This is a genomic window from Pseudomonas sp. A214, assembly GCF_900156295.1.
Lineage (GTDB): Bacteria > Pseudomonadota > Gammaproteobacteria > Pseudomonadales > Pseudomonadaceae > Aquipseudomonas > Aquipseudomonas rhizophila.
The window spans coordinates 625131-644519 of record NZ_LT707062.1 but is presented as its reverse complement, the minus strand read 5'-3'; the positions used below and the strand labels follow the sequence as shown (position 1 = coordinate 644519).

Genomic DNA, 19389 nt, shown 5'->3' with positions numbered 1-19389 from the left:
ACAGATCCCTGGGGGAGCGAGCCTGCTCGCGATAGCGGTTGAACCTGCAACATTAATGTCGACTGATTCACCGCTATCGCGAGCAGGCTCGCTCCCACATTTTGCTCAAGGTGTCAGGTAGCCGCTGCGCCCACCCCTACCGTGGTGCGCAAGCGCCCTTCCAGCCTGCGCTTGAGCCCACGGGATTCGATCAACAACTTCGAGCCCTTGCTGGCATTCGCCCGGCCCCATTCTTCCAAAAGCTCCAGGCACGAATGGTCGATGTAGCTCAGGTTATTGAGCGGCACATGCACCGTCGCGCCTGTCGGAATGGTGCCCAGCACCTGGGTCAGCGCCGGAACCTTCAGGAAGGTTGCCGCCCCCACCAGTCGCAATTCCATCTCACCCTCCTGGGGCAGATCGATCAGGCTGATTTTCAGTCGGGAAGCTTTCCAGGCCAGTTTTGCCAGGGTCAGGCCGAAACCGATCAATACGCCGGTCAGCAGGTCGGTGAAGATGATCGCCAGCGCCGTCGCGGCATAGGTGAACATCGGCATCCGGCCATACCGTCCCAGCCCGCGAAACGCCTTGAGATCCACCAGTTTGAAACCGGTGTACACCAACACACCCGCCAGGCTCGCCACCGGAATGCTCTGTAGCACGCTGGACAGCAGAAGCACGAAGAGCAACAGCCACAGGCCATGGAAAATCGTCGACATCCGCGTGGTGGCCCCGGCCTGGACGTTGGCCGAACTGCGCACGATCACGCCGGTCATCGGCAGGGCGCCGAGCAGACCGCAGAGCATGTTACCGATGCCCTGGGCGGACAGTTCCCGGTCGAAGTCTGCGCGTTCGCCGCTGTGCATGCGGTCCACGGCAGCGGCCGAGAGCAGCGTTTCGGCACTGGCGATGAAAGCGACAGCGAAGGCGGCGATCAGCAACGTGGGGTCGGCCAGGTTCAGCAGGTCCGCCGGGCGCAGCCAATCAATGGCTTCGGCAAGGTTCTCCGGGACTTCCACGCGCTTGACCTGCAAGGCCAGCAGCAGGCTGGCAATGGTCGCCAGGCCCACGCCGAGCAAGGCACCGGGAACAAAGCGCAAGCTGTGAGGGCGAAACTTTTCCCACAGCCACATCACCGCAATCGTCGACAAACCGAGCAGACCCGCCTGCCAGCCGAACGACGGCAACGCCTGGGCCACTGCCGCAGGGAACGCCGCCAGATTATCCAGCCCCGACGGCTTAGGCACCGCGTCGAGCATCACATGGACCTGGGACAACACGATCAGCACACCGATACCCGCCAGCATGCCGTAGACCACCGCGGGCGCGGTTACCCGGAACCAGCAGCCCAGGCGAAAGCGCCCGGCCAGTAACTGTAGAAGACCGGCCAACAGCAGAATCGGCCCGAGCATCGCGACGCCGTGCTGGCGCACCAGTTCGAAGACCAGTACCGCCAACCCGGCGGCCGGGCCGCTGACTTGCAACTTGGAGCCGGCCAGAAAACCCACCACCAGACCACCGATGATGCCGGTGATCAGACCTTTGGCCGGTGGCAGGCCGGACGCGATGGCAATGCCCATGCACAAGGGCAGCGCCACCAGAAACACCACCACGGAAGCCAACAGCTCCCGTGGCAGAACAGCTTTTAATTGAGCAGCACGCATGGCGACTCTCCCGAAGTTTTCTTCAGGCATGGCAAGGCCCGACCGCTCAAATGGCAGGCTGGGCTTGTACCACGCAAGGATGTTTAGGAGTGGTTAGAAGCGCGCTTTAGGCGTCGCCACCGGTATCGGATGGCTGCCATCGAGCGGCAGGAAACAGCCCTGGTCCGCGTCGTAGGCTTTGATCTCGCTGGTCTCGATGTTGTACACCCAACCATGGATGAACAATTGGCCGTTGGCCATGCGAGAGGCGACCGAGGGATGCGTTCGCAAATGCTGCAGCTGCGCGATCACGTTCTCTTCGGTGAGGATGGGCATGATCTGTTTTTCGTCGCCGCACGGGCAGTTGTCATGAACCATGGTCTTGGCCACTTCGGCGTGGCGCAACCAGGCTTTGACCGTGGGCATTTTTTCCAGAGTGTCGGGATTCAACACCGCACGCATGGCGCCGCAGTCGGAGTGACCGCAGACGATGATGTGCTGCACACCGAGGGCCAGCACGGCGTATTCGATGGCGGTGGAGACGCCGCCGTTCATCTGCCCGTACGGCGGAACGACGTTGCCGACGTTGCGGGTCACGAACAGGTCGCCTGGGGAGCTATGGGTAATCAGCTCGGGCACGATGCGCGAATCGGCGCAGGTGATGAACATCGCCCTAGGCGCTTGCGCCGTGGCGAGTTTCTTGAAGAGCTCTTCCTGCTGGGGAAAGATTTCGTGATGGAAATGCAAAAAGCCGTCAACAATATGCTGCAGCGCTGCATCGGCGGTTTCCGCCTCGGGTTGGGCTGAAGCCGACGCAGCCAACGGCTGTTTATCCTTGTCACTCATGATTCATCCTCTTTGACGGTATAGCGCCAGTGGCTGGTTAAAAAACATCCAGGTCGAAATGTTCGACTTGTCAGTCACTCGATGAACAAGGTAGCGACCGAAACTTAACTCAAACTGAATCAAAGGCTCTAGAACAACGATTACAGGTGTGGCCGGGAAGCAAGCGACGCTCATGCCTGCCCATGCCCCACGTTCAACTTTAATCAAATCAAAGACATCTGTCGGCCCGGCGGACAAAAGGCGTCGCAATCGAGATTGTAACCTTCCCGGCGCTCAAGCCCCAGACGCTTGAGCGCCTTGGCGAAACGCTGCGCCAGCAGGTCGGCGAACGGGCCTTCGCCACGCATCCGAGAACCGAAGCGGCTGTCATACAGTTCGCCGCCACGGCTCTGGCGAACCAGGCTCAGCACATGAGCCGCGCGTTGCGGGTAGTGCGCCTGCAGCCATTCTTCAAACAGCGGCGCGACCCCCAATGGCAGACGCAACATGATGTAGGAAGCACTCTGCGCGCCGGCGGCATGGGCCTCGGCCAGCAGATTTTCAATCTCGCTGTCGTTGATCATCGGGATCATCGGCGAACACAGCACCCCCACGGGAATGCCCGCCTCGCGCATGACCTTGATCGCCCGTAATCGCGCCTTGGGCGCCGCCGCGCGCGGTTCGAGGATGCGCTTGAGTTCATCGTCCAGGGTGGTGAGGCTGATCATGACCTTTACCAGGCGCTGTTGCGCCAGCTCGGTCAGCAGGTCCAAGTCGCGCAGAATCAGCGAGCCTTTGGTGACGATGGTCACCGGATGACGGTAGCGCAGCAGCACTTCGAGAATCCGGCGCGTAATGCGATGTTCGCGTTCGATCGGCTGGTAAGGGTCGGTATTGGAGCCCAGGTTGATTGGGGCGCATTGATAGCCACGCCTGGACAGCTGTTCCTCCAGTACGTCGGCGGCATTGGTCTTGGCGATCAGTCTGGTTTCGAAATCCAGCCCGGGCGACATGTCCCAGTAAGCGTGGCTGGGCCGCGCATAGCAGTAGATACAGCCATGTTCACAGCCCCGGTATGGATTGATGGAGCGGTCGAAAGGCAGATCCGGCGAGGTGTTGCGGGTGATGATGGTTTTGGCCGTTTCGATCCGCACTTCGGTGCCTTGGGTCGGCGGTACTTCCTGATACCAGCCATCATCTTCGACCACCGAGCGACTCGGGGCGAAGCGGTTGTGCGGGTTGGTGGCGGTGCCACGGCCACGGGGCGGAAGAGAGATGGACATTGGAAGGCTCCGTTGCTGTATGTGCATACAGTATTCGCTGGAATTCAATTAGGCCAGCGCCGTTCAGCAGCCCACCGCTATGGATCGTGTTCACGTCGTGTTGACGTCTTGCTCACAGGCCTTTAACCGGCTCGTGCCGAAACTGACCGTCTCGTTCTTCTTCGTTTCGGTCGTCCACGCATGTTCAAACTCTATTCCCGCTCGCTGCTCCTCCTGTCCTTGTTCCTGGTCTTTGCCGAGTCCCAAGCCCTGGCGGCCGATCTGGGCGAGGCAAGGTCTTCCGAATGGGCCCAGCCGGTGGAAAAGCGCTACAACCTTTATCAAATGTCGCCGGCGCTTTACCGCAGCGCCTTGCCGGACGCGGATGCCTTGCCTCTGCTGACGAGGCTCAACATCGGCACAGTCATCACATTTCTGCCGGATTCGGACGCCAGTTGGTTATCCACACCCGGCGTCAAGCAAGTGCAGTTGCCTTATCGCACCAATCATGTGGACGACAGCGACATCCTCGCTGCCTTGCGCGCCATTCAGGCTGCCGAAACCGATGGCCCGGTATTGATGCACTGCAAGCATGGTTCGGACCGCACCGGGTTGGTGGCGGCCATGTACAGGGTGGTCGTACAGGGCTGGAGCAAAGAGGAGGCCTTGAACGAAATGACTGAAGGCGGCTTCGGCAACAACCCGCACTTCAAGGACGGGGTTCGTTACATGATGCGGGCCGATGTTGAGAAGCTCCGTGTTGCGCTGGCCAACGGCGACTGCAGTACCAGCGTTTTTGCTCTTTGCTCGCTGCAAAGCTGGGTCGGTTCCGTCATCACGACTCGTCAGCCCGACCGACAGGTTATTCGCCCTTCACCCTGACGGCTGGCATCCCTGCAAAGGCTGCCACGGACTCGGCCAGAGGTCTTGAATCGCCAGGGCCGAATATTGTTTCACGCAACGCCCGGCCTGTTGTCCCGTTGAACAACCCCTCCTGCTCAAACCTTTGGAACGCGGTGATTGCCAACGCTTTTGACCAGGCATAGGCGTAAATCCGCGCCGCATAACCGGTCACCATGTAATCCAGGCCATTGGGCCAGCGTTCGCTCCCCCATACGGGCAGATGTCCGACTTGGGCGCTGACTTGATCGAATACCTGCTGAGCCGTGCGCCCATCGCCGTGGGTCAGGTGCAGTTCCATGTCAAACAGCGCGTTGCGCAGCAGCGAGGCGGTTTCCCAGCTGGCTTGAGTGTTGGCGAAGGTCAGCAACTGATCGGCGATGGCATCGGGCGTGGCCGCGCCGGTCCGGTAATGCTTTGACAGACGGACCAGGCATTGCCGGGTAAAGCACCATTGTTCCAGTAGCACCCCGGCAAATTCCGAGGTGTCCCGGGAGAGCTCGGTGATGCCCGATACGTCGCGATACTCGGCGCGGGTCAACACATGGTGCAAGCAATGGCCGAACTCATGAAAGAGAATTCGCAGTTGCAGATGGTCGAGCAAGACCGGCGATGCATCTGAACTGCGCGCCAGCCAGCCGTGCAACACGGCGATGGGATGTCGGGGCCGGCCCTCGGCCGTGATGCGGCGGTTTCGCAGGGTGGTGGTGTTCGGGTAACCGTCTCTGTTCGCATCCTCGAACGGATCGAAATAGATGTAGCCGATGGTCTGGTCCCACTCGCGGACTTCGAAAAGACGCACGTCCGGATGCCAGGTGGCCGCGTCAGCGCGTTCGAGAATGTCCACCCCAAACAGATCCTTGGCGATCAGCAATAGCTGTGAAAAGGTGGACTCCAGCTCGAACCAGGCGCTGAGGGCCAGCTTCGAGATGCCGGCCGTATGCTGACGAAGTTTTTCTACCAGATATGGGTAATCCCAAGGTTGAAGCTCGGTGAAACCTTGCTTCCGGGCAAATGCCCTGAGCTGTTCAGCGTCACGGGCAAAGAGGCCTTGTTGCTGTTCAAGCTGATCGCGCAAGAACCCCATCACCTGTTCGGGAGACTCGGCTTGCTCAGGCTCGATCACCATTTGAGCGAAATTCGAATAACCCAGTAACGTGGCATATCGACGACGATCTTCCAGCAAGCGTCTGAGCACCTCGCTGTTATCAAACCGGCCAGCGTCGGGGCCTTGGTCCGAGGCGCGTGTGCTGTAGGCCAGGTACACCTCTTTGCGCAAAAGACGATTGTCCGCGTAGCTGGTGACGATGCCAAACGATGCATCACTGAGGGTCAGCAGCCATCCCGTGCGCCCGGCCTCGCGGGCCTGTTTGGCCAGCTGTTGTTTGAATTGCGGCGCCAGGCCGCTCAACTGAGCCTCATCGTCGAACGCTTTGCTCCAGGCCTTGTTGGCCTTGTGCAACTGATCGAGGAACAATTCCCGGCCCTGTTGAATGCGTTGCTGCAGGGCTTTCAAGTCTGACGGTGCGGTATGGGCCAACCCGTGCTGGCGAAACTGGCGCAGGGCCTTCTCCAGAACTCTTTTACGAGGCGGTTCGAAGTGCCTGGCAATCTCGCTGTTGGCCAAGCGCTCATAGAGTTGGAACAATTGGCGATTGTGTCTCAGCGCGCTCTGGAAATCGTGCACCCGTTCGCTGCAGTCGAGCGAAGCCTGGGCCCAGTCGTCTCCCGGCCGGGTGGACGCCAGCAGATCCAGCAGGTCGTCGAAACCCTTCAAGCGGGCGTGAATCTCGTCCATGGCCAACACCAGGTCGTCCCAGGTGGGGAAAGGAGTCTGAGTCTTGATGATGTCGGCCACTTGATCGCGGCTCTCGGCAAGGATCCGGTCGAGGGCCGGTGAAAAATGTTTGGCTTGGATCTGCGCAAAGGGGGGCAGGTCATAGGCCTGCAACAGCGGATTGTCATTGTCGGGCATGGCAGCCTTCCTGTCTGTCTGGACTGGGTGAGCAGTCTGAGGAGGAAGGCGTGACGCGTTGCGGTATATATGTATCGCTTCCGGGCCGGGCGGCCCGGAAGGTGATGCCGAAGATTTCAGTCGGTTTTTTTCTTCAACTTGGGATTGGGGAAAAACTGTACCGCCTGGACCTTGGCGTCCGGGACTTTGAGCGCCGATGTGTTGACCCGGGTGCCCAACTCCTTAGGCACCGACAGACCTTGTTCGTTGAGCGTGTCGGAATAACCGCAGGCCACACACTCACGGTGCGGCACGCCGTCTTCGTTCCACATCATCAACTTGTCCGGTTCGCTGCACGCCGGGCAGACTGCCCCGGCGATAAAGCGCCTTTTGGTAATCACAGGCCCCTCGCTCATGCTGCTGCGTCCTCGGTCAGGCCGCTGTGGCGCAAGAGTGCGTCAATCGATGGCTCACGGCCACGGAAGTCGACGAACAGCACCATCGGCTCCTGGGAGCCGCCACGGGCCAGGATCGCTTCACGGAAGGCGCGACCGGTGTCGGCGTTGAGCACGCCATCCTCTTCGAACTTGGAGAACGCATCGGCCGACAACACTTCCGCCCACTTATAGCTGTAGTAGCCCGCCGCATAACCGCCGGCGAAGATGTGGGCAAAGCTGTTGGGGAAGCGGTTGTAGGCCGGTGGACGCATCACCGAGACTTCGTCGCGCACGCCTTCGAGCACTTGCAGCACGCTGCGTCCATCGCCATGGGTGGCGTGCAGCTCGAAGTCGAACAGCGAGAACTCCAGTTGGCGGACCATCATCAGGCCGGACTGGAAGTTTTTCGCCGCGAGCATTTTTTCCAGCAGGTCCTGGGGCAGCGGTTCGCCGGTTTCATAGTGACCGGAAATCAGCGCGAGGCCTTCGGGCTCCCAGCACCAGTTTTCCATGAACTGGCTCGGCAGCTCCACGGCATCCCAGGCCACGCCGTTGATGCCGGACACGCCGGCATGTTCGACGCGGGTCAGCAGGTGGTGCAGGCCATGGCCGAACTCGTGGAACAGGGTGGTGACTTCGTCGTGGGTCAGCAGCGCGGGTTTGCCGCTGTCGGCCGGGGTGAAGTTGCACACCAGGTTGGCGACCGGGCTTTGCAGCACGCCATCGAAGGTGCGCCGACGGTCGCGGGCGCCATCCATCCAGGCGCCGCCGCGCTTGTTGGCGCGGGCGTAGAGATCGAAGAAGAAGCGGCCGACGTGCTGGCCGTTCTCCTTGATTTCGAACAGGCGCACGTCCGGATGCCAGGTGTCGAAGCCTTTCAGCTCGGCGATCTCGATGCCGTAGAGGCGCTGCACGATGGCGAACAGGCCGCTCAATACCTTGTCGATCGGGAAGTAGGCGCGCAGGGCTTCCTGGGCCACGCTGTAACGCTGCTGGCGCAGCTTTTCACCGTAGAAGCCGCTGTCCCAGCTTTGCAGGTCGGGGCAGCCCTGTTCGGCGGCGAACGCCTTCAGCTGTTCCAGATCCAGGGCGGCGAATGGTTTGCTGCGCTTGGCCAGGTCGCGCAGGAAACTGAGCACCTGATCGCTGGATTCGGCCATTTTGGTCGCCAAGCTCAACTCGGCGAAGTTGGCGAAGCCCAGCAGTTGGGCCAATTCCTGGCGCAGGTCGAGGATTTCCTCCATCACTGGAGTGTTATCGTTCTGACCGGCGTTGGGGCCCTGGTCTGACGCGCGTGTGCAGTACGCAGCGTAGACTTCTTCACGCAGGGCGCGGTCTTCGGCGTAGGTCATCACCGCGTAATAGCTGGGGAATTCCAGGTTGATCAGCCAACCGTCCAGCTCTTTGGCCTGGGCGGCCGCGGCCATTTGCGCCTTGGCCGAGTCGGTCAGGCCGGCGAGGGCGGCCTCAGAGGTGATGTGTTTGGTCCAGGCCTGGGTCGCGTCCAGCAATTGGTTGGAGAAGCGGCTGCCCAGTTCCGACAGTTTGCTTTGCACTTCGGCGTAGCGTTGCTGCTGCTCGGGCGGCAGATCGATACCCGACAGACGGAAGTCCCGCAGGGAATGTTCCAGGATGGTTTTCTGCGCCACGTCGAAACCGGCGGCTTCGGGGCTGCTCGCCAAGGCTTCGAAGGCCTGGAACAGCTCGCGGTTCTGGCCCAGCTCCGTGGAGTAAGCACTCAGCGCCGGCAGGCAGGCCTCGTAGGCTTCGCGCAGTTCGGGGCTGTTACGCACGGCGTTCAAATGGCTCACCGGGCTCCAGGCCGCGCCCAGGCGATCATTGAGCTCGTCCATCGCCAGCACCAGGCCGGCCCAGGTAGGCTGAGTGCCCTGGGTCTTGAGGATCTCGGCAATGGCGGCACGGTTGTCAGCCAGGATCTGCTCGATGGCCGGTTGCACGTGCTCGGCACGGATCGTCGAGAACGGCGGCAGGTCGTAGGGTTGCAAAAGAGGGTTGTTCACGCTCACGGTTGACACCTTGGCTGGAAGAAACATGGACCCATCTTAATTACAATCGACGTTCACCGCAGCTAGCAGCGCCTATCACCGGATAAGAGAGAGCCTATCGTGACCCTTCGCACGTACCAGAATCACAGCCCACGGCTTGCCCGCGGCGCTTTTGTCGACAGCACCGCGGTGGTGATCGGCGACGTTGAAATCGGCGAAGACAGCTCCGTCTGGCCGCTGACGGTCATTCGCGGCGACATGCACCGCATCCGTATCGGTGCCCGTACCAGCGTCCAGGATGGCTGCGTGCTGCACATCACCCACGCCGGCCCCTTCAATCCCGATGGCTTCCCGCTGCTGATCGGCGATGACGTGACCATTGCCCACAAGGTCATGCTCCATGGCTGCTCGGTGGGCAGCCGGGTCTTGATCGGCATGGGCAGCATCGTCATGGACGGCGCGGTGGTTGAAGATGACGTGATCATCGGCGCCGGCAGCCTTGTACCGCCGGGCAAACGCCTGGAGAGCGGCTTCCTGTATGTAGGCAGCCCGGTAAAACAGGCCCGGCCGCTGACCGACAAGGAACGCGCCTTTTTCACCTACAGCGCTGTGAACTACGTGAAGCTCAAGGACCTGCATCTGGCCGAAGGCTACGACCGGCTCTGAATCGTCCCGCCCTTACCCAGGAATTTGCATGCATTACCAGACCGTACTCTTCGACCTCGACGGCACCCTCACCGACCCCCGCGAGGGCATCACCCGTTCGATCCAGTTCGCCCTGAGCCAACTGGGTATCGACGAACCCGACCTGACCCGTCTCGAACACTTTATCGGCCCGCCACTGTTGCAGGCCTTCATGCAGTTTTATGACTTCGATGAGGCGAAAGCCTGGGAGGCGGTGAATTTCTATCGCGAACGCTTCAAAGTCACCGGGTTGTACGAAAACCGCGTCTTCGACGGTGTGATGCCCCTGCTGGAAACCCTGGGCGAGCAGGGCCGGCAGTTGTACATCGCCACCTCCAAACCCTGGGTCTTCGCCCGCGAAATCGCCCGCCACTTTGACTTCGCCCGGCACTTCAAAGTGATCTATGGCAGTGAGCTGGACGGTACACGCACCGACAAAGTTGAGTTGATTGCTCACCTGATGGCTGAAGAAGGGCTCGACCCGGCGAATACCTTGATGATTGGCGACCGCAAGCACGATTTGATTGGGGCTCGTAGCAATGGGCTGGATGCGGCGGCGGTGGGCTATGGGTTTGGCAGTTATGAGGAGCTGAATGCCGAGGGCCCGGCGTATCACTTTCAGACGCTGGATGAGTTGCATCGGGCGTTTTTGCAGGGGTAGTCATATTGCGATCGCGGGCAAGCCTTGCTCCCACAGGCAGGGGCATGCCTTGGTCCTCAGGCATTCTGGTACTGCTCTGTGGGAGCAAGGCTTGCCCGCGATAAGGCCCTCATGGACACAGCCTGAACCGACTCATACCCATACAGCATCCCACAATGAATAGTCCCCAATTTTCCTGACTAAACCCGCCCGTAGCGGATTCGCCACGATATACCGTGCAACTGCTTGTAAGTCTTCCTCCTTACGAATGGCTCGGTCATGGAATCCCTCCTGCCAAAGCGATCCTTCCCGCTGCATCAATCGATTGAAGGTGACCGTGGTCCGAGACTTCGTTCTCGCCATCAGCTTTGAAAGTCCGATCCCCTGCAACTCGATCAACCAGTGAAAATGGTCCGGCATCACCACCCAGGCCAACGAATGGGCAAATTGCTCTTCCTGAGCCTTGCGAAAGGCATCAACCACCAAGCGTCCTGTCTTGAAGCGGCCAAAAAGCGGCTCGCGGTTGCGCGTATTCACTGTCAGCAAATAGATTTGCCCAGACTGCGAATAGCGCCCGAAACGCAACTGATTGGAGTGAGGCAGTGTCGTCATAAGTGATCCTCCTTGATCTGTCCTTTGTCTCAAGGCTAGGACAGCAGCAACGGATCTGACTTGGAATGTTGGAGCAGGATGTGTCTGGGCAGACGTCATCGCGGGCAAGCCTTGCTCCCACAGATGACACCCCTTAGCGCTTCATTCCGAATACTGCCCTGTGGGAACATAATTCCGAGCACTGCTCTGTGGGAGCAAAGCTTGCTCGCGATGAGGCCGGTTCATTCACCGGAAGTCTCCGATCCTGCCAACGCTTTCAGTGCCGCTTTGCGCTCATCAATCGGCAAACTGCCAAGCTTTTCCACTGCGGCATAAAACGCAACCCAGTCTCCGCCTTCCTGTTGAAACAGCGCCGCAAACGCTGGTACCCACTGGCTATACAACCCGAACGGCAATAGCCGCGCATTGTTCAGCGGCGCATAGACCCAGGCGTCGAAGTATTTGTCGCCCGCCCACTGGGTATCGCGCAGTTGTTCATAGTCGCTGCGCAGGCGCTGGAACTCTTCGGCCTTGCGCTGGCGCATCTGTTCGGCTGGCAGGGGTTGGGTATAGAGCTGTTCCAGCCGCTGACGCGTGTCCAGGACCAGTTGGATGAATTGCTCGCGCTGGCGCATCCGTTTGCCATTGTCCGGGGCCAGCCCGCGACTGGCGCGCCATTGCCGGGTGCCTTGCTGTTCGACGAAGGTGGCAAAGGATTCATTGAATTCGGTGTCGTCCTTTACGTAGAAGCGCTGGTGCGCCAGTTCATGAAAGATCAGCGTCGCCAGGCGTTCGTCGCCCCAGTGCATCATTGAGCTCAGGATCGGGTCGTTGAACCAGCCCAGCGTCGAGTAGGCCTCTACGCCACCAATCGCCACATCCATGCCCCGCAAGCGTTGCAAGGCTGCCTCGCCACGGGCGGCGCCCTGGCTGTAGTAGCCGCGATAGGCCACGCAACCGGCGATGGGGAAACAGTGGTTTTGCGGGGCTAGGGAAAATTCTGGCGTGGCGAAGACATTCCAGACCACGAATGGGCGGCCAATGTCCGCATACAGGCGGTAGCTTTTGTTGTCCGGCAGGTGCAGCTGCGCACTGGCAAACGTTCGTGCCGCACGCGCCTGGGCCAGATGAGCCCGCAATGTAGGATCGCGGGCGGGGTCGGCAATCACTTGGTCGATCGGCTCTCGGGCCTGCAACAGCCGTAGCTGTCCACTGGCGAGCTGACTGTAGTAACCCACGCTTGCACAACCGTTGAGTAACAAAAGCAGGAGGCCTGGAAACAAAATCCGGAAAACACGGTCGAGTAACCGATGGCTTGGATGCGGCCTGATCAATTGGAATCACCCTGGGAAAGTCTGCCCACAAGACTATCCCGCCTGCCTGGAGCTTCGCTATGCGCGTATTGATGCTGACGAGTGGCCTGTTGCTGCTGAGCGGTTGCGCCGGTTTGCCCGATCCCGATCCGTCGCAGGCATGGATCGACCTGGGAAGCCATCAGGACACGGCGCTGCAAGCGCTGGAAGTCGATGACAAGACGTCTCTCGACCGACGTTATTTTGAAGTGCAGCCGGGCAGCCATGAGCTGACGGTGCGTTATCAATTTGCCGTCGAGCCCGGCAACATCGGCCCGAATGCCGAGCCACTGTGGCGCGATTGCCGGTTGAATGTGAAGTTCAAGGACTTCAACGCAGGCCAGCGTTATCAGTTGCAGGCTGGCAACATCGGTTTCCGTCCATGGGCCAAGCTCTATGATCAACAGCGAAAAGTCGTGGGCCAAGGCACGCCAGCAGGCTGTCAGCAAAGCTGATCGGCGCTATTCTCATTGTCTGACTTCAGGAAATCATCATGCGCCTACCTCTGCTGCTATTGGCCTTTGTCTCCATGAGCGGCTGTGCAACCAGCCCGCCGCCCAAGGTTGATCCGAACATGGCCTGGATCGACTTCGCCACGCCCATGCCGGGCGGCAAGATGCTGATGGCTGAAAGCCTGGATGGCCAACGACTGCAGGACGGACGTTTCTTCCAGGTTTCTCCGGGCAGCCACGAACTGAAAGTGCGTTTCGACTTCGAGGTGCCTGGCGGTGGTGGGCTGGGTATGCAAGCCGAGCCGCAAGAGCGGCTGTGCTACATGCTTGTGCGTTACGACCATTTCGAGGCGGGCCAGCGTTATCGCCTGGAGGGTCGCAATCTGGCGTTTACCCCCAGCGCCCGACTCTATAACGCCAAGCGTGAAATCGTGGCCGAAGAACGGCAGGTCAATTGCGTTCCGTAGGACGGCTTAGCTGTCGTTCTTCTGGTAGATGATCTTTTTCGTGCCGTTTTCGCACCTGCCCACGACCATATTTTCATCATGCACCTCATCATTGGTCACGATTTCCAATGTGTAGGAAGGCACGTTATTCGCCTGGATCTTCGCTTCGATTTCCGCTTTCAGTTCTTCACAGGATTTGGGGGCCGCGAGGGCCGACGTGGCCAATGCGCAACTGATGACCGCCAGGGCGAATCGTTTCATGCTCGAATTCCTCATGACAGCGCGCACTGCCTGTGCGCTGAAACTGCAGGTGTGCATTCGACCACAATTGCTGCAGGGTAAACAGATCACAGCCTTCAGCCGCAGCTGAAGGCTGTGATGGGTATCGCATCAGCTCACCAGCGTCGCATCCAGCGTAATCTTGGCGTTCAGCACTTTGGAAACCGGGCAACCTTCCTTGGCCTTGTTGCTCAGCTCTTCGAATTGCTCCTGGCTGGCGCCGGGGATCTTCGCTTTAAGCGTCAGTTTCACTGCCGTAATCGCAAAGCCGCCCTCGACCTGATCGAGGGTGACATCGGCGTTGGTATCGATACTGCTGGCTGTGAGCCCAGCCTCGCCAAGGATCATCGAAAACGCCATGGAGAAGCAGCCCGCATGGGCCGCGCCGATCAGTTCTTCCGGGTTGGTGCCCTTGCCGCCTTCGAAGCGCGCCTTGAAGCCATAGGGGGCTTCGCGCAGCACGCCGGTTTCCGTGGAGATGGAGCCGATGCCGGTTTTCAGGTCACCTTCCCAATGAGCCGATGCTTTCTTGATGATAGCCATGTCTGCCTCCTCAATATCCGGCGCGAGGGTTCGCGCCTGGGTGTTTTTCGTTGTCAGGGTTGTGAGGATAGACCGCCCGATAAAGTTCATCCTGTCGATTAGCCGACCGATTTAGTAGGAAATTTCATGGTAGCTATTGAAACTCGGGTATATGCCCACATTGCATGGAACACACCTATAGAAACGGCAGGCTTTTGCCCGTAGGAAAAGCCCCTCATGCCGTTGGAGATTCCGGCCCATGAAACAGCTGTCCGAAGTGAAGTTCTCGACCCTCGACCTCGTGCCTGTGCGCGCTGATGGCAACGCTGCCCAGTCCTTGCGCAACTCGCTGGACCTGGCGCAGCACGTGGAAAAATACGGCTATACCCGCTTCTGGGTCGCCGAGCACCACAACATGGATGGCATCGCCAGCTCCGCGACGGCGGTACTGCTGGGCTATCTGGCGGGGGGCACTTCGACCATTCGGGTCGGCTCCGGCGGCGTGATGCTGCCCAACCATGCGCCGTTGATCATCGCCGAACAGTTCGGCACGCTCGAAAGCCTCTATCCAGGCCGTATTGATCTTGGCCTGGGGCGCGCGCCCGGGTCCGATCAGATGACTGCCCGGGCGTTGCGTCGCGAGCGCTCCGGTAGCGCGGACGATTTCCCTGAAGACGTGGCCGAACTGATGCGCTACCTCGGCCCACGTACGCCGGATCAACGCATCATCGCCATGCCCGGCACCGGGACCAACGTGCCGGTCTGGCTGCTGGGCTCGAGCCTGTTCAGTGCGCAACTGGCCGGCGAGCGCGGCTTGCCCTACGCCTTCGCTTCCCATTTCGCACCGCGCTACATGCATGAGGCGATCCGTATTTATCGCAATCACTTCAAGCCGTCGGCGGTGCTCGACAAGCCTTACGTGATGCTCGGCGTGCCTTTGGTGGCAGCCGACACGGACGAACAGGCTGATTACCTGGCGACCTCGGTGTATCAGCGGATCCTGGCCCTGATGCGTGGCCAGAGCCTGGTGCAGCGCCCGCCTGTGGAAACCATGAACGGTCTCTGGTTGCCCCATGAGAAAGAGGCGGTTGGTGACTTCCTGGGCCTGGCCATGGTCGGCGGCCCGCAGAAAATTCGCGCCAAGCTCGAAGTGCTGATCGAGCAAACCCAGGCCGATGAATTGATCTTCACCAGCGACCTGTATGAGCATGCTGATCGCCTGCACTCCTATGAGTTGCTGGCGCAGGTCATGAAAGGCTGATCACGCGCATAAAAAAGCCGACGCATGCGTCGGCTTTGACCTTCCTGAAGTATCAGCCCTTCTTGTAGACGATTTCCTTCGTGCCGCCTTCGCAGGAGCCGACGACGTCTCCGTCAGTAGCCGTACCCTTATCGACAATTTCCAGCGTATAACCCGATGCACCTTTGGCATCGATTTTCGCTGCGATCTCGCTTTTCAGCTCCTCGCATGGCTTGCCGGCGGCAAACGCAGTACCCGCAAGGCTCAGCAAACCCAGGGCCAACATCAAATTTTTCATCGCTCGCACTCCTTGGTCGGATCAATAGGGCAGGGATCGAACAGACATGACGCGCTTGCCAGATAGCGCATCGCCATTCCCTATGGCACTCCGCCAGCGTGCAAGTTCACAGCCCGTCAGCTATTGGCAATGCGGAAGCCGACTTTAATGGTCACCTGAAAGTGCGCGGCCCGGCCATTTTCGATGTGTCCGCGGGTTTCCGTGACTTCGAACCACTCCAGGTGCTTGAGGCTTTTGCTGGCTTCGGCCAGCGCATTGTTGATGGCGTCTTCGATGCTGGTGGGAGAGGAGCCGACCAGTTCGACTTTTTTGTACGTGTGGTGATCACTCATGACGTTCTCCTTGGTTGTCTTTAACAGCCTAGCAGCGAATTTTCGCCTTACGTGTGTCGCCTTTTACCGGGTGAAAGTTCAGATTTACTGCACTTTCAGAAACGGCTGGAGTCCCAATTCACACACGCCACTCAACCACTGCAGGAGAGAGCCACCATGGCCAGCAATTCGTTACGTAAAGCCTCGTTGCAAAGCATGGAAGCGGAGATCGAGAGTCTGCTCAAGTCGTTGGAAAGCCTGAAGGACGACGCTTCGGACGAGTCGCGTAAGACCCTCAAGTCGCTGAAGGCAAACGCCGAAAACGCGCTGAAACATTCCCGGCATCTGCTGAGCGACGCGTATGAAGAGGTCAAGGTGAAAACCCGTGAAACCGGAATCGCCACCCGTGATTACGCTCAGGAGCATCCTTGGACCACCGCTGGCGTCGCGGTCGGGGCCCTGGGTTTGTTGGCGGCTTATTTGCTGTGCAAGCGCGGCGACTGAGTCGGCTGGTTCAGCTCATGCCTGAGCCATTGCGCCAATTGCCGAGCGCGCCCGTCCGCGGCGCGCTTGGGTAGCCACAACGCCAGTCGCGCCGGGGTTTCGTCAAAGCCCCACGGCGCGACAAGGCGCCCGGCGCGCACATCCTCGGCGACCAGCGGTTCGGGTGCGATGGCCACCCCGAGCCCCGCCACGGCCGCCTCCAGCAAGTAATACAAATGCTCGAAACCCTGCCCGAACTTCAGCGCCTTGGGCTCAAGGGCGTTTTGTCGTGCCCAGGTGGGCCACGCCTGGGGACGGGAGGTGGTATGCAGCAGCGCCTCGCCCAGGATTGCACTTGGCGGGGCGTTTTGCAGACGGGCGAAACCGGCGTAATGAGGGCTCATGACCGGGCCGATCCGCTCGCTGACCAGTTCATAGACCTGCATGTCTGCCGGCCACGGCGGTTCTGCGAATACCAGCAACGCGTCAAGCCCCGGTCGCCTCGGGTCCAGGTCGCCTTCGCCAGCGGAGAGATGCAAACGCAGATCCGGCAGGTCGGCGTTGAGCCGGCCCAGGCGAGGAATGAACCAGCGCGCCAGCAGACTACCGGAACAGCCCAATACGAATGGTGCATCTGCCGTGCTTTGCGTCAGCTGCGCACAGACGGTACGTAATCGCTCGAACGCCTCGGCGCTGGCGTCGCGCAGACGCATGCCCGCATCTGTGAGTTTAAGGCCGCGCCCCTCCTTGATGAACAGGCTGACGCCCAAGTGTTCTTCCAGCACCTTCAACTGTCGGCTAACCGCACCATGGGTGACATGCAGCTGTTCGGCCGCCTGACTGACGCTGTTCAGGCGGGCAGTGGCTTCGAAGGCGCGCAAGGCGTTGAGCGGGGGAAGGTCATGGCTCATTTTATCTGTGAGTTTTCCTGACAGGTTGCGGCGATCTTATCGGTTTTCAGCGCGGGATGTCAGGGGTAGAGTGGACCTCATTGTCTTTTTACGCATTCGCCTGGAGCGCCCGATGACCCAGCCTACAATCCCTTTCAACCTGCGCAGTGGCCCGGACGCCAACGGTCTGTTCGGTGCATTCGGCGGTCGTTATGTGGCCGAAACCCTGATGCCGCTGATCCTCGATCTGGCCCGCGAATACGAAGCGGCGAAGGAAGATCCGGCGTTCATTGAAGAACTGGCCTACTTCCAGCGTGACTACGTCGGACGCCCAAGCCCGCTGTATTTCGCTGAGCGCCTGACCGAATACTGCGGCGGCGCCAAGATCTACCTCAAGCGCGAAGAGCTGAACCACACTGGCGCGCACAAGATCAACAACTGCATCGGCCAGATCCTGCTGGCGCGGCGCATGGGCAAGAAACGCATCATTGCCGAGACCGGCGCCGGCATGCACGGCGTGGCCACGGCGACCGTGGCCGCACGTTTCGGCCTGGATTGCGTGATCTACATGGGGACCACCGACATCGAGCGCCAGCAGGCCAACGTTTTCCGCATGAAGCTGCTCGGTGCCGAAGTCATCCCGGTGGTCGCCGGCACCGGTACGCTCAAGGATGCTATGAACGAGGCGCTGCGCGACTGGGTGACCAACGTTGACAGCACGTTCTACCTGATCGGCACCGTGGCCGGCCCGCACCCGTACCCGGCCATGGTTCGCGACTTCCAGGCAGTGATTGGCAAGGAAACCCGCGATCAGTTGCAAGCCCAGGAAGGTCGTTTGCCCGACAGCCTGGTGGCGTGCATCGGCGGCGGTTCCAACGCCATGGGCCTGTTCCATCCGTTCCTGGACGACAAGAGCGTGGAAATCATCGGCGTCGAAGCCGCCGGCTACGGTATCGAGACCGGCAAGCATGCTGCCAGCCTGAACGGCGGTGTCCCCGGTGTATTGCACGGCAACCGTACTTTCCTGTTGCAGGACGATGACGGCCAGATCATCGATGCCCATTCGATTTCCGCTGGCCTCGATTACCCGGGCATCGGCCCTGAACACGCCTGGTTGCACGACATTGGCCGTGTCCAGTACACCTCGGTCACCGACGCCGAAGCCTTGGAAGCCTTTCACAAATGCTGTCGCCTGGAGGGAATCATTCCTGCCCTGGAAAGCGCTCACGCCCTGGCTGAAGTGTTCAAGCGTGCCCCGAACCTGCCCAAGGATCACCTGATGGTGGTCAACCTGTCCGGCCGTGGCGACAAAGACATGCAAACCGTAATGCACCACATGGAACAGTCCCAGCAGGAGAAACACTGATGAGCCGCCTGCAAACTCGTTTTGCCGAACTCAAAGAACAGAACCGCGCCGCCCTGGTGACTTTCGTGACCGCTGGCGACCCGGACTACGACACCTCGCTGGCGATCCTCAAGGGCCTGCCGGCGGCGGGTGCTGACGTGATTGAGCTGGGCATGCCGTTCACCGACCCGATGGCCGACGGCCCGGCGATCCAGTTGGCGAACATCCGCGCCTTGGGCGCACAGCAGAATCTGGCGAAAACCCTGCAGATGGTTCGCGAGTTCCGTGAAGACAATAGCGATACGCCGCTGGTGCTGATGGGGTACTTCAATCCGATCCATCGCTACGGCGTGCAGCGTTTCATTGGCGAAGCGCTGGACTCTGGCGTGGACGGGCTGATCGTGGTGGACATGCCACCTGAGCACAACAGTGAGTTGTGCGAGCCGGCCCAGGCCGCCGGCCTGGACTTCATTCGCCTGACCACGCCGACCACCGATGATGTGCGTTTGCCGACCGTGCTCAACGGTAGTTCTGGCTTTGTGTATTACGTCTCGGTGGCCGGCGTGACCGGCGCCGGCGCCGCGACGCTGGAACATGTGGAAGAAGCCGTGACGCGCCTGCGTCGTCACACCGATCTGCCGATCAGCATTGGTTTTGGCATTCGCACGCCGGAACAAGCTGCGGCCATCGCACGGTTGGCCGACGGGGTTGTGGTCGGTTCGGCCCTGATCGACCATATCGCCAGCGCTGAGACGCCGGAGCAGGCTATCGATGGGGTGTTGAGCCTATGTGCTGCCTTGGCTGATGGGGTGCGTAAGGCGCGGATTAGCTGATTGCCTGATTGAGTCTG

Annotated in this window: 22 protein-coding genes; 9 read left to right on the top strand and 13 right to left on the bottom strand. The window is 60.2% G+C overall.

Features of this window, described 5'->3' with window-relative positions:
* Positions 1 to 113: 113 nt before the first annotated feature.
* The 3 genes from BW979_RS02905 to BW979_RS02895 all read right to left on the bottom strand — a co-directional run bounded on the left by BW979_RS02905 (position 114) and on the right by BW979_RS02895 (position 3730).
* Complete coding sequence (locus BW979_RS02905; RefSeq protein WP_047230056.1) at positions 114 to 1643, bottom strand: SulP family inorganic anion transporter; 1530 nt, start codon at positions 1641 to 1643, stop codon at positions 114 to 116.
* A gap of 93 nt (positions 1644 to 1736) precedes the next feature.
* Positions 1737 to 2468, bottom strand: a complete 732-nt coding sequence (locus tag BW979_RS02900; RefSeq protein WP_047230057.1) for a carbonic anhydrase — start codon at positions 2466 to 2468, stop codon at positions 1737 to 1739.
* A 203-nt stretch (positions 2469 to 2671) separates the two neighbouring features.
* The gene (locus BW979_RS02895) at positions 2672 to 3730 is read right to left on the bottom strand and encodes a PA0069 family radical SAM protein (protein ID WP_076383127.1); all 1059 of its coding nucleotides are present in this window, start codon (positions 3728 to 3730) and stop codon (positions 2672 to 2674) included.
* Positions 3731 to 3910: 180 nt separating this feature from the next.
* Between BW979_RS02895 and BW979_RS02890 the strand changes: the two genes are divergently transcribed.
* The gene (locus BW979_RS02890) at positions 3911 to 4591 is read left to right on the top strand and encodes a phosphatase domain-containing protein (protein ID WP_047230059.1); all 681 of its coding nucleotides are present in this window, start codon (positions 3911 to 3913) and stop codon (positions 4589 to 4591) included.
* Here the strand turns inward: BW979_RS02890 and BW979_RS02885 are convergent.
* From BW979_RS02885 to prlC, 3 genes are all read right to left on the bottom strand, one after another.
* Entirely contained in the window at positions 4572 to 6584 is a 2013-nt protein-coding gene (locus tag BW979_RS02885) for a M3 family metallopeptidase (RefSeq protein ID WP_076383126.1), read from the bottom strand. The two genes, BW979_RS02890 and BW979_RS02885, sit on opposite strands and share 20 nt — an antisense overlap.
* Positions 6585 to 6700: 116 nt before the next feature.
* Positions 6701 to 6979, bottom strand: a complete 279-nt coding sequence (locus tag BW979_RS02880) for a YheV family putative zinc ribbon protein (RefSeq protein ID WP_047230061.1) — start codon at positions 6977 to 6979, stop codon at positions 6701 to 6703.
* Positions 6976 to 9054 carry an oligopeptidase A gene (gene prlC, locus BW979_RS02875; RefSeq protein WP_172833779.1) on the bottom strand — a complete coding sequence of 693 codons (2079 nt, stop codon included), beginning with the start codon at positions 9052 to 9054 and terminating at the stop codon, positions 6976 to 6978. Before prlC ends, BW979_RS02880 begins: the two co-directional genes overlap by 4 nt.
* A 72-nt stretch (positions 9055 to 9126) precedes the next feature.
* Here prlC and BW979_RS02870 point away from each other — a divergent pair, with 72 nt between their 5' ends.
* Positions 9127 to 9672, top strand: a complete 546-nt coding sequence (locus tag BW979_RS02870; RefSeq protein ID WP_076383125.1) for a gamma carbonic anhydrase family protein — start codon at positions 9127 to 9129, stop codon at positions 9670 to 9672.
* Positions 9673 to 9700: 28 nt separating this feature from the next.
* Entirely contained in the window at positions 9701 to 10351 is a 651-nt protein-coding gene (locus tag BW979_RS02865) for an HAD family hydrolase (protein WP_047230063.1), read from the top strand.
* Positions 10352 to 10483: 132 nt separating this feature from the next.
* Here BW979_RS02865 and BW979_RS02860 read toward each other — a convergent pair whose 3' ends face one another.
* On the bottom strand, positions 10484 to 10942 hold the full coding sequence (locus BW979_RS02860; RefSeq protein WP_047230064.1) for an REP-associated tyrosine transposase: 459 nt from the start codon (positions 10940 to 10942) through the stop codon (positions 10484 to 10486).
* A 221-nt stretch (positions 10943 to 11163) separates the two neighbouring features.
* Positions 11164 to 12255 (bottom strand): aminopeptidase, encoded by a 1092-nt coding sequence (locus BW979_RS02855; protein WP_076383124.1) that lies wholly within the window; start codon positions 12253 to 12255, stop codon positions 11164 to 11166.
* Positions 12256 to 12314: 59 nt separating this feature from the next.
* Between BW979_RS02855 and BW979_RS02850 the strand changes: the two genes are divergently transcribed.
* On the top strand, positions 12315 to 12728 hold the full coding sequence (locus BW979_RS02850) for a PA0061/PA0062 family lipoprotein (protein WP_047230066.1): 414 nt from the start codon (positions 12315 to 12317) through the stop codon (positions 12726 to 12728).
* 38 nt (positions 12729 to 12766) lie between these two features.
* Positions 12767 to 13192, top strand: a complete 426-nt coding sequence (locus BW979_RS02845) for a PA0061/PA0062 family lipoprotein (protein ID WP_047230067.1) — start codon at positions 12767 to 12769, stop codon at positions 13190 to 13192.
* A gap of 6 nt (positions 13193 to 13198) precedes the next feature.
* Here BW979_RS02845 and BW979_RS02840 read toward each other — a convergent pair whose 3' ends face one another.
* Both BW979_RS02840 and BW979_RS02835 read right to left on the bottom strand, forming a co-directional pair.
* Positions 13199 to 13432 (bottom strand): DUF1161 domain-containing protein, encoded by a 234-nt coding sequence (locus tag BW979_RS02840; protein WP_076383123.1) that lies wholly within the window; start codon positions 13430 to 13432, stop codon positions 13199 to 13201.
* A gap of 129 nt (positions 13433 to 13561) precedes the next feature.
* Complete coding sequence (locus BW979_RS02835; RefSeq protein ID WP_047230069.1) at positions 13562 to 13993, bottom strand: OsmC family protein; 432 nt, start codon at positions 13991 to 13993, stop codon at positions 13562 to 13564.
* Positions 13994 to 14231: 238 nt separating this feature from the next.
* On the opposite strand from BW979_RS02835, the gene BW979_RS02830 reads away from it, so the two are divergent.
* Complete coding sequence (locus BW979_RS02830; RefSeq protein WP_058544936.1) at positions 14232 to 15233, top strand: LLM class flavin-dependent oxidoreductase; 1002 nt, start codon at positions 14232 to 14234, stop codon at positions 15231 to 15233.
* Positions 15234 to 15285: 52 nt separating this feature from the next.
* On the opposite strand, the gene BW979_RS02825 is transcribed toward BW979_RS02830, so the two are convergent.
* Positions 15286 to 15510, bottom strand: coding sequence for a DUF1161 domain-containing protein (locus BW979_RS02825; RefSeq protein ID WP_047230071.1), 225 nt, complete (start codon positions 15508 to 15510; stop codon positions 15286 to 15288).
* Between the two features lie 116 nt (positions 15511 to 15626).
* Positions 15627 to 15842: a dodecin gene (locus BW979_RS02820; protein ID WP_003177209.1), complete on the bottom strand. Its 216-nt coding sequence runs from the start codon at positions 15840 to 15842 to the stop codon at positions 15627 to 15629.
* A 156-nt stretch (positions 15843 to 15998) separates the two neighbouring features.
* Here BW979_RS02820 and BW979_RS02815 point away from each other — a divergent pair, with 156 nt between their 5' ends.
* Entirely contained in the window at positions 15999 to 16325 is a 327-nt protein-coding gene (locus tag BW979_RS02815) for a DUF883 family protein (RefSeq protein WP_003196426.1), read from the top strand.
* Here BW979_RS02815 and BW979_RS02810 read toward each other — a convergent pair.
* Entirely contained in the window at positions 16298 to 17215 is a 918-nt protein-coding gene (locus BW979_RS02810) for a LysR family transcriptional regulator (protein ID WP_047230072.1), read from the bottom strand. The two genes, BW979_RS02815 and BW979_RS02810, sit on opposite strands and share 28 nt — an antisense overlap.
* 112 nt (positions 17216 to 17327) lie before the next feature.
* Here BW979_RS02810 and trpB point away from each other — a divergent pair, with 112 nt between their 5' ends.
* Together trpB and trpA are read left to right on the top strand one after the other, a co-directional pair.
* The gene (trpB, locus tag BW979_RS02805) at positions 17328 to 18560 is read left to right on the top strand and encodes a tryptophan synthase subunit beta (protein ID WP_076383122.1); all 1233 of its coding nucleotides are present in this window, start codon (positions 17328 to 17330) and stop codon (positions 18558 to 18560) included.
* Positions 18560 to 19372 carry a tryptophan synthase subunit alpha gene (gene trpA, locus BW979_RS02800; protein WP_047230074.1) on the top strand — a complete coding sequence of 271 codons (813 nt, stop codon included), beginning with the start codon at positions 18560 to 18562 and terminating at the stop codon, positions 19370 to 19372. Before trpB ends, trpA begins: the two co-directional genes overlap by 1 nt.
* Positions 19373 to 19389: the final 17 nt, after the last annotated feature.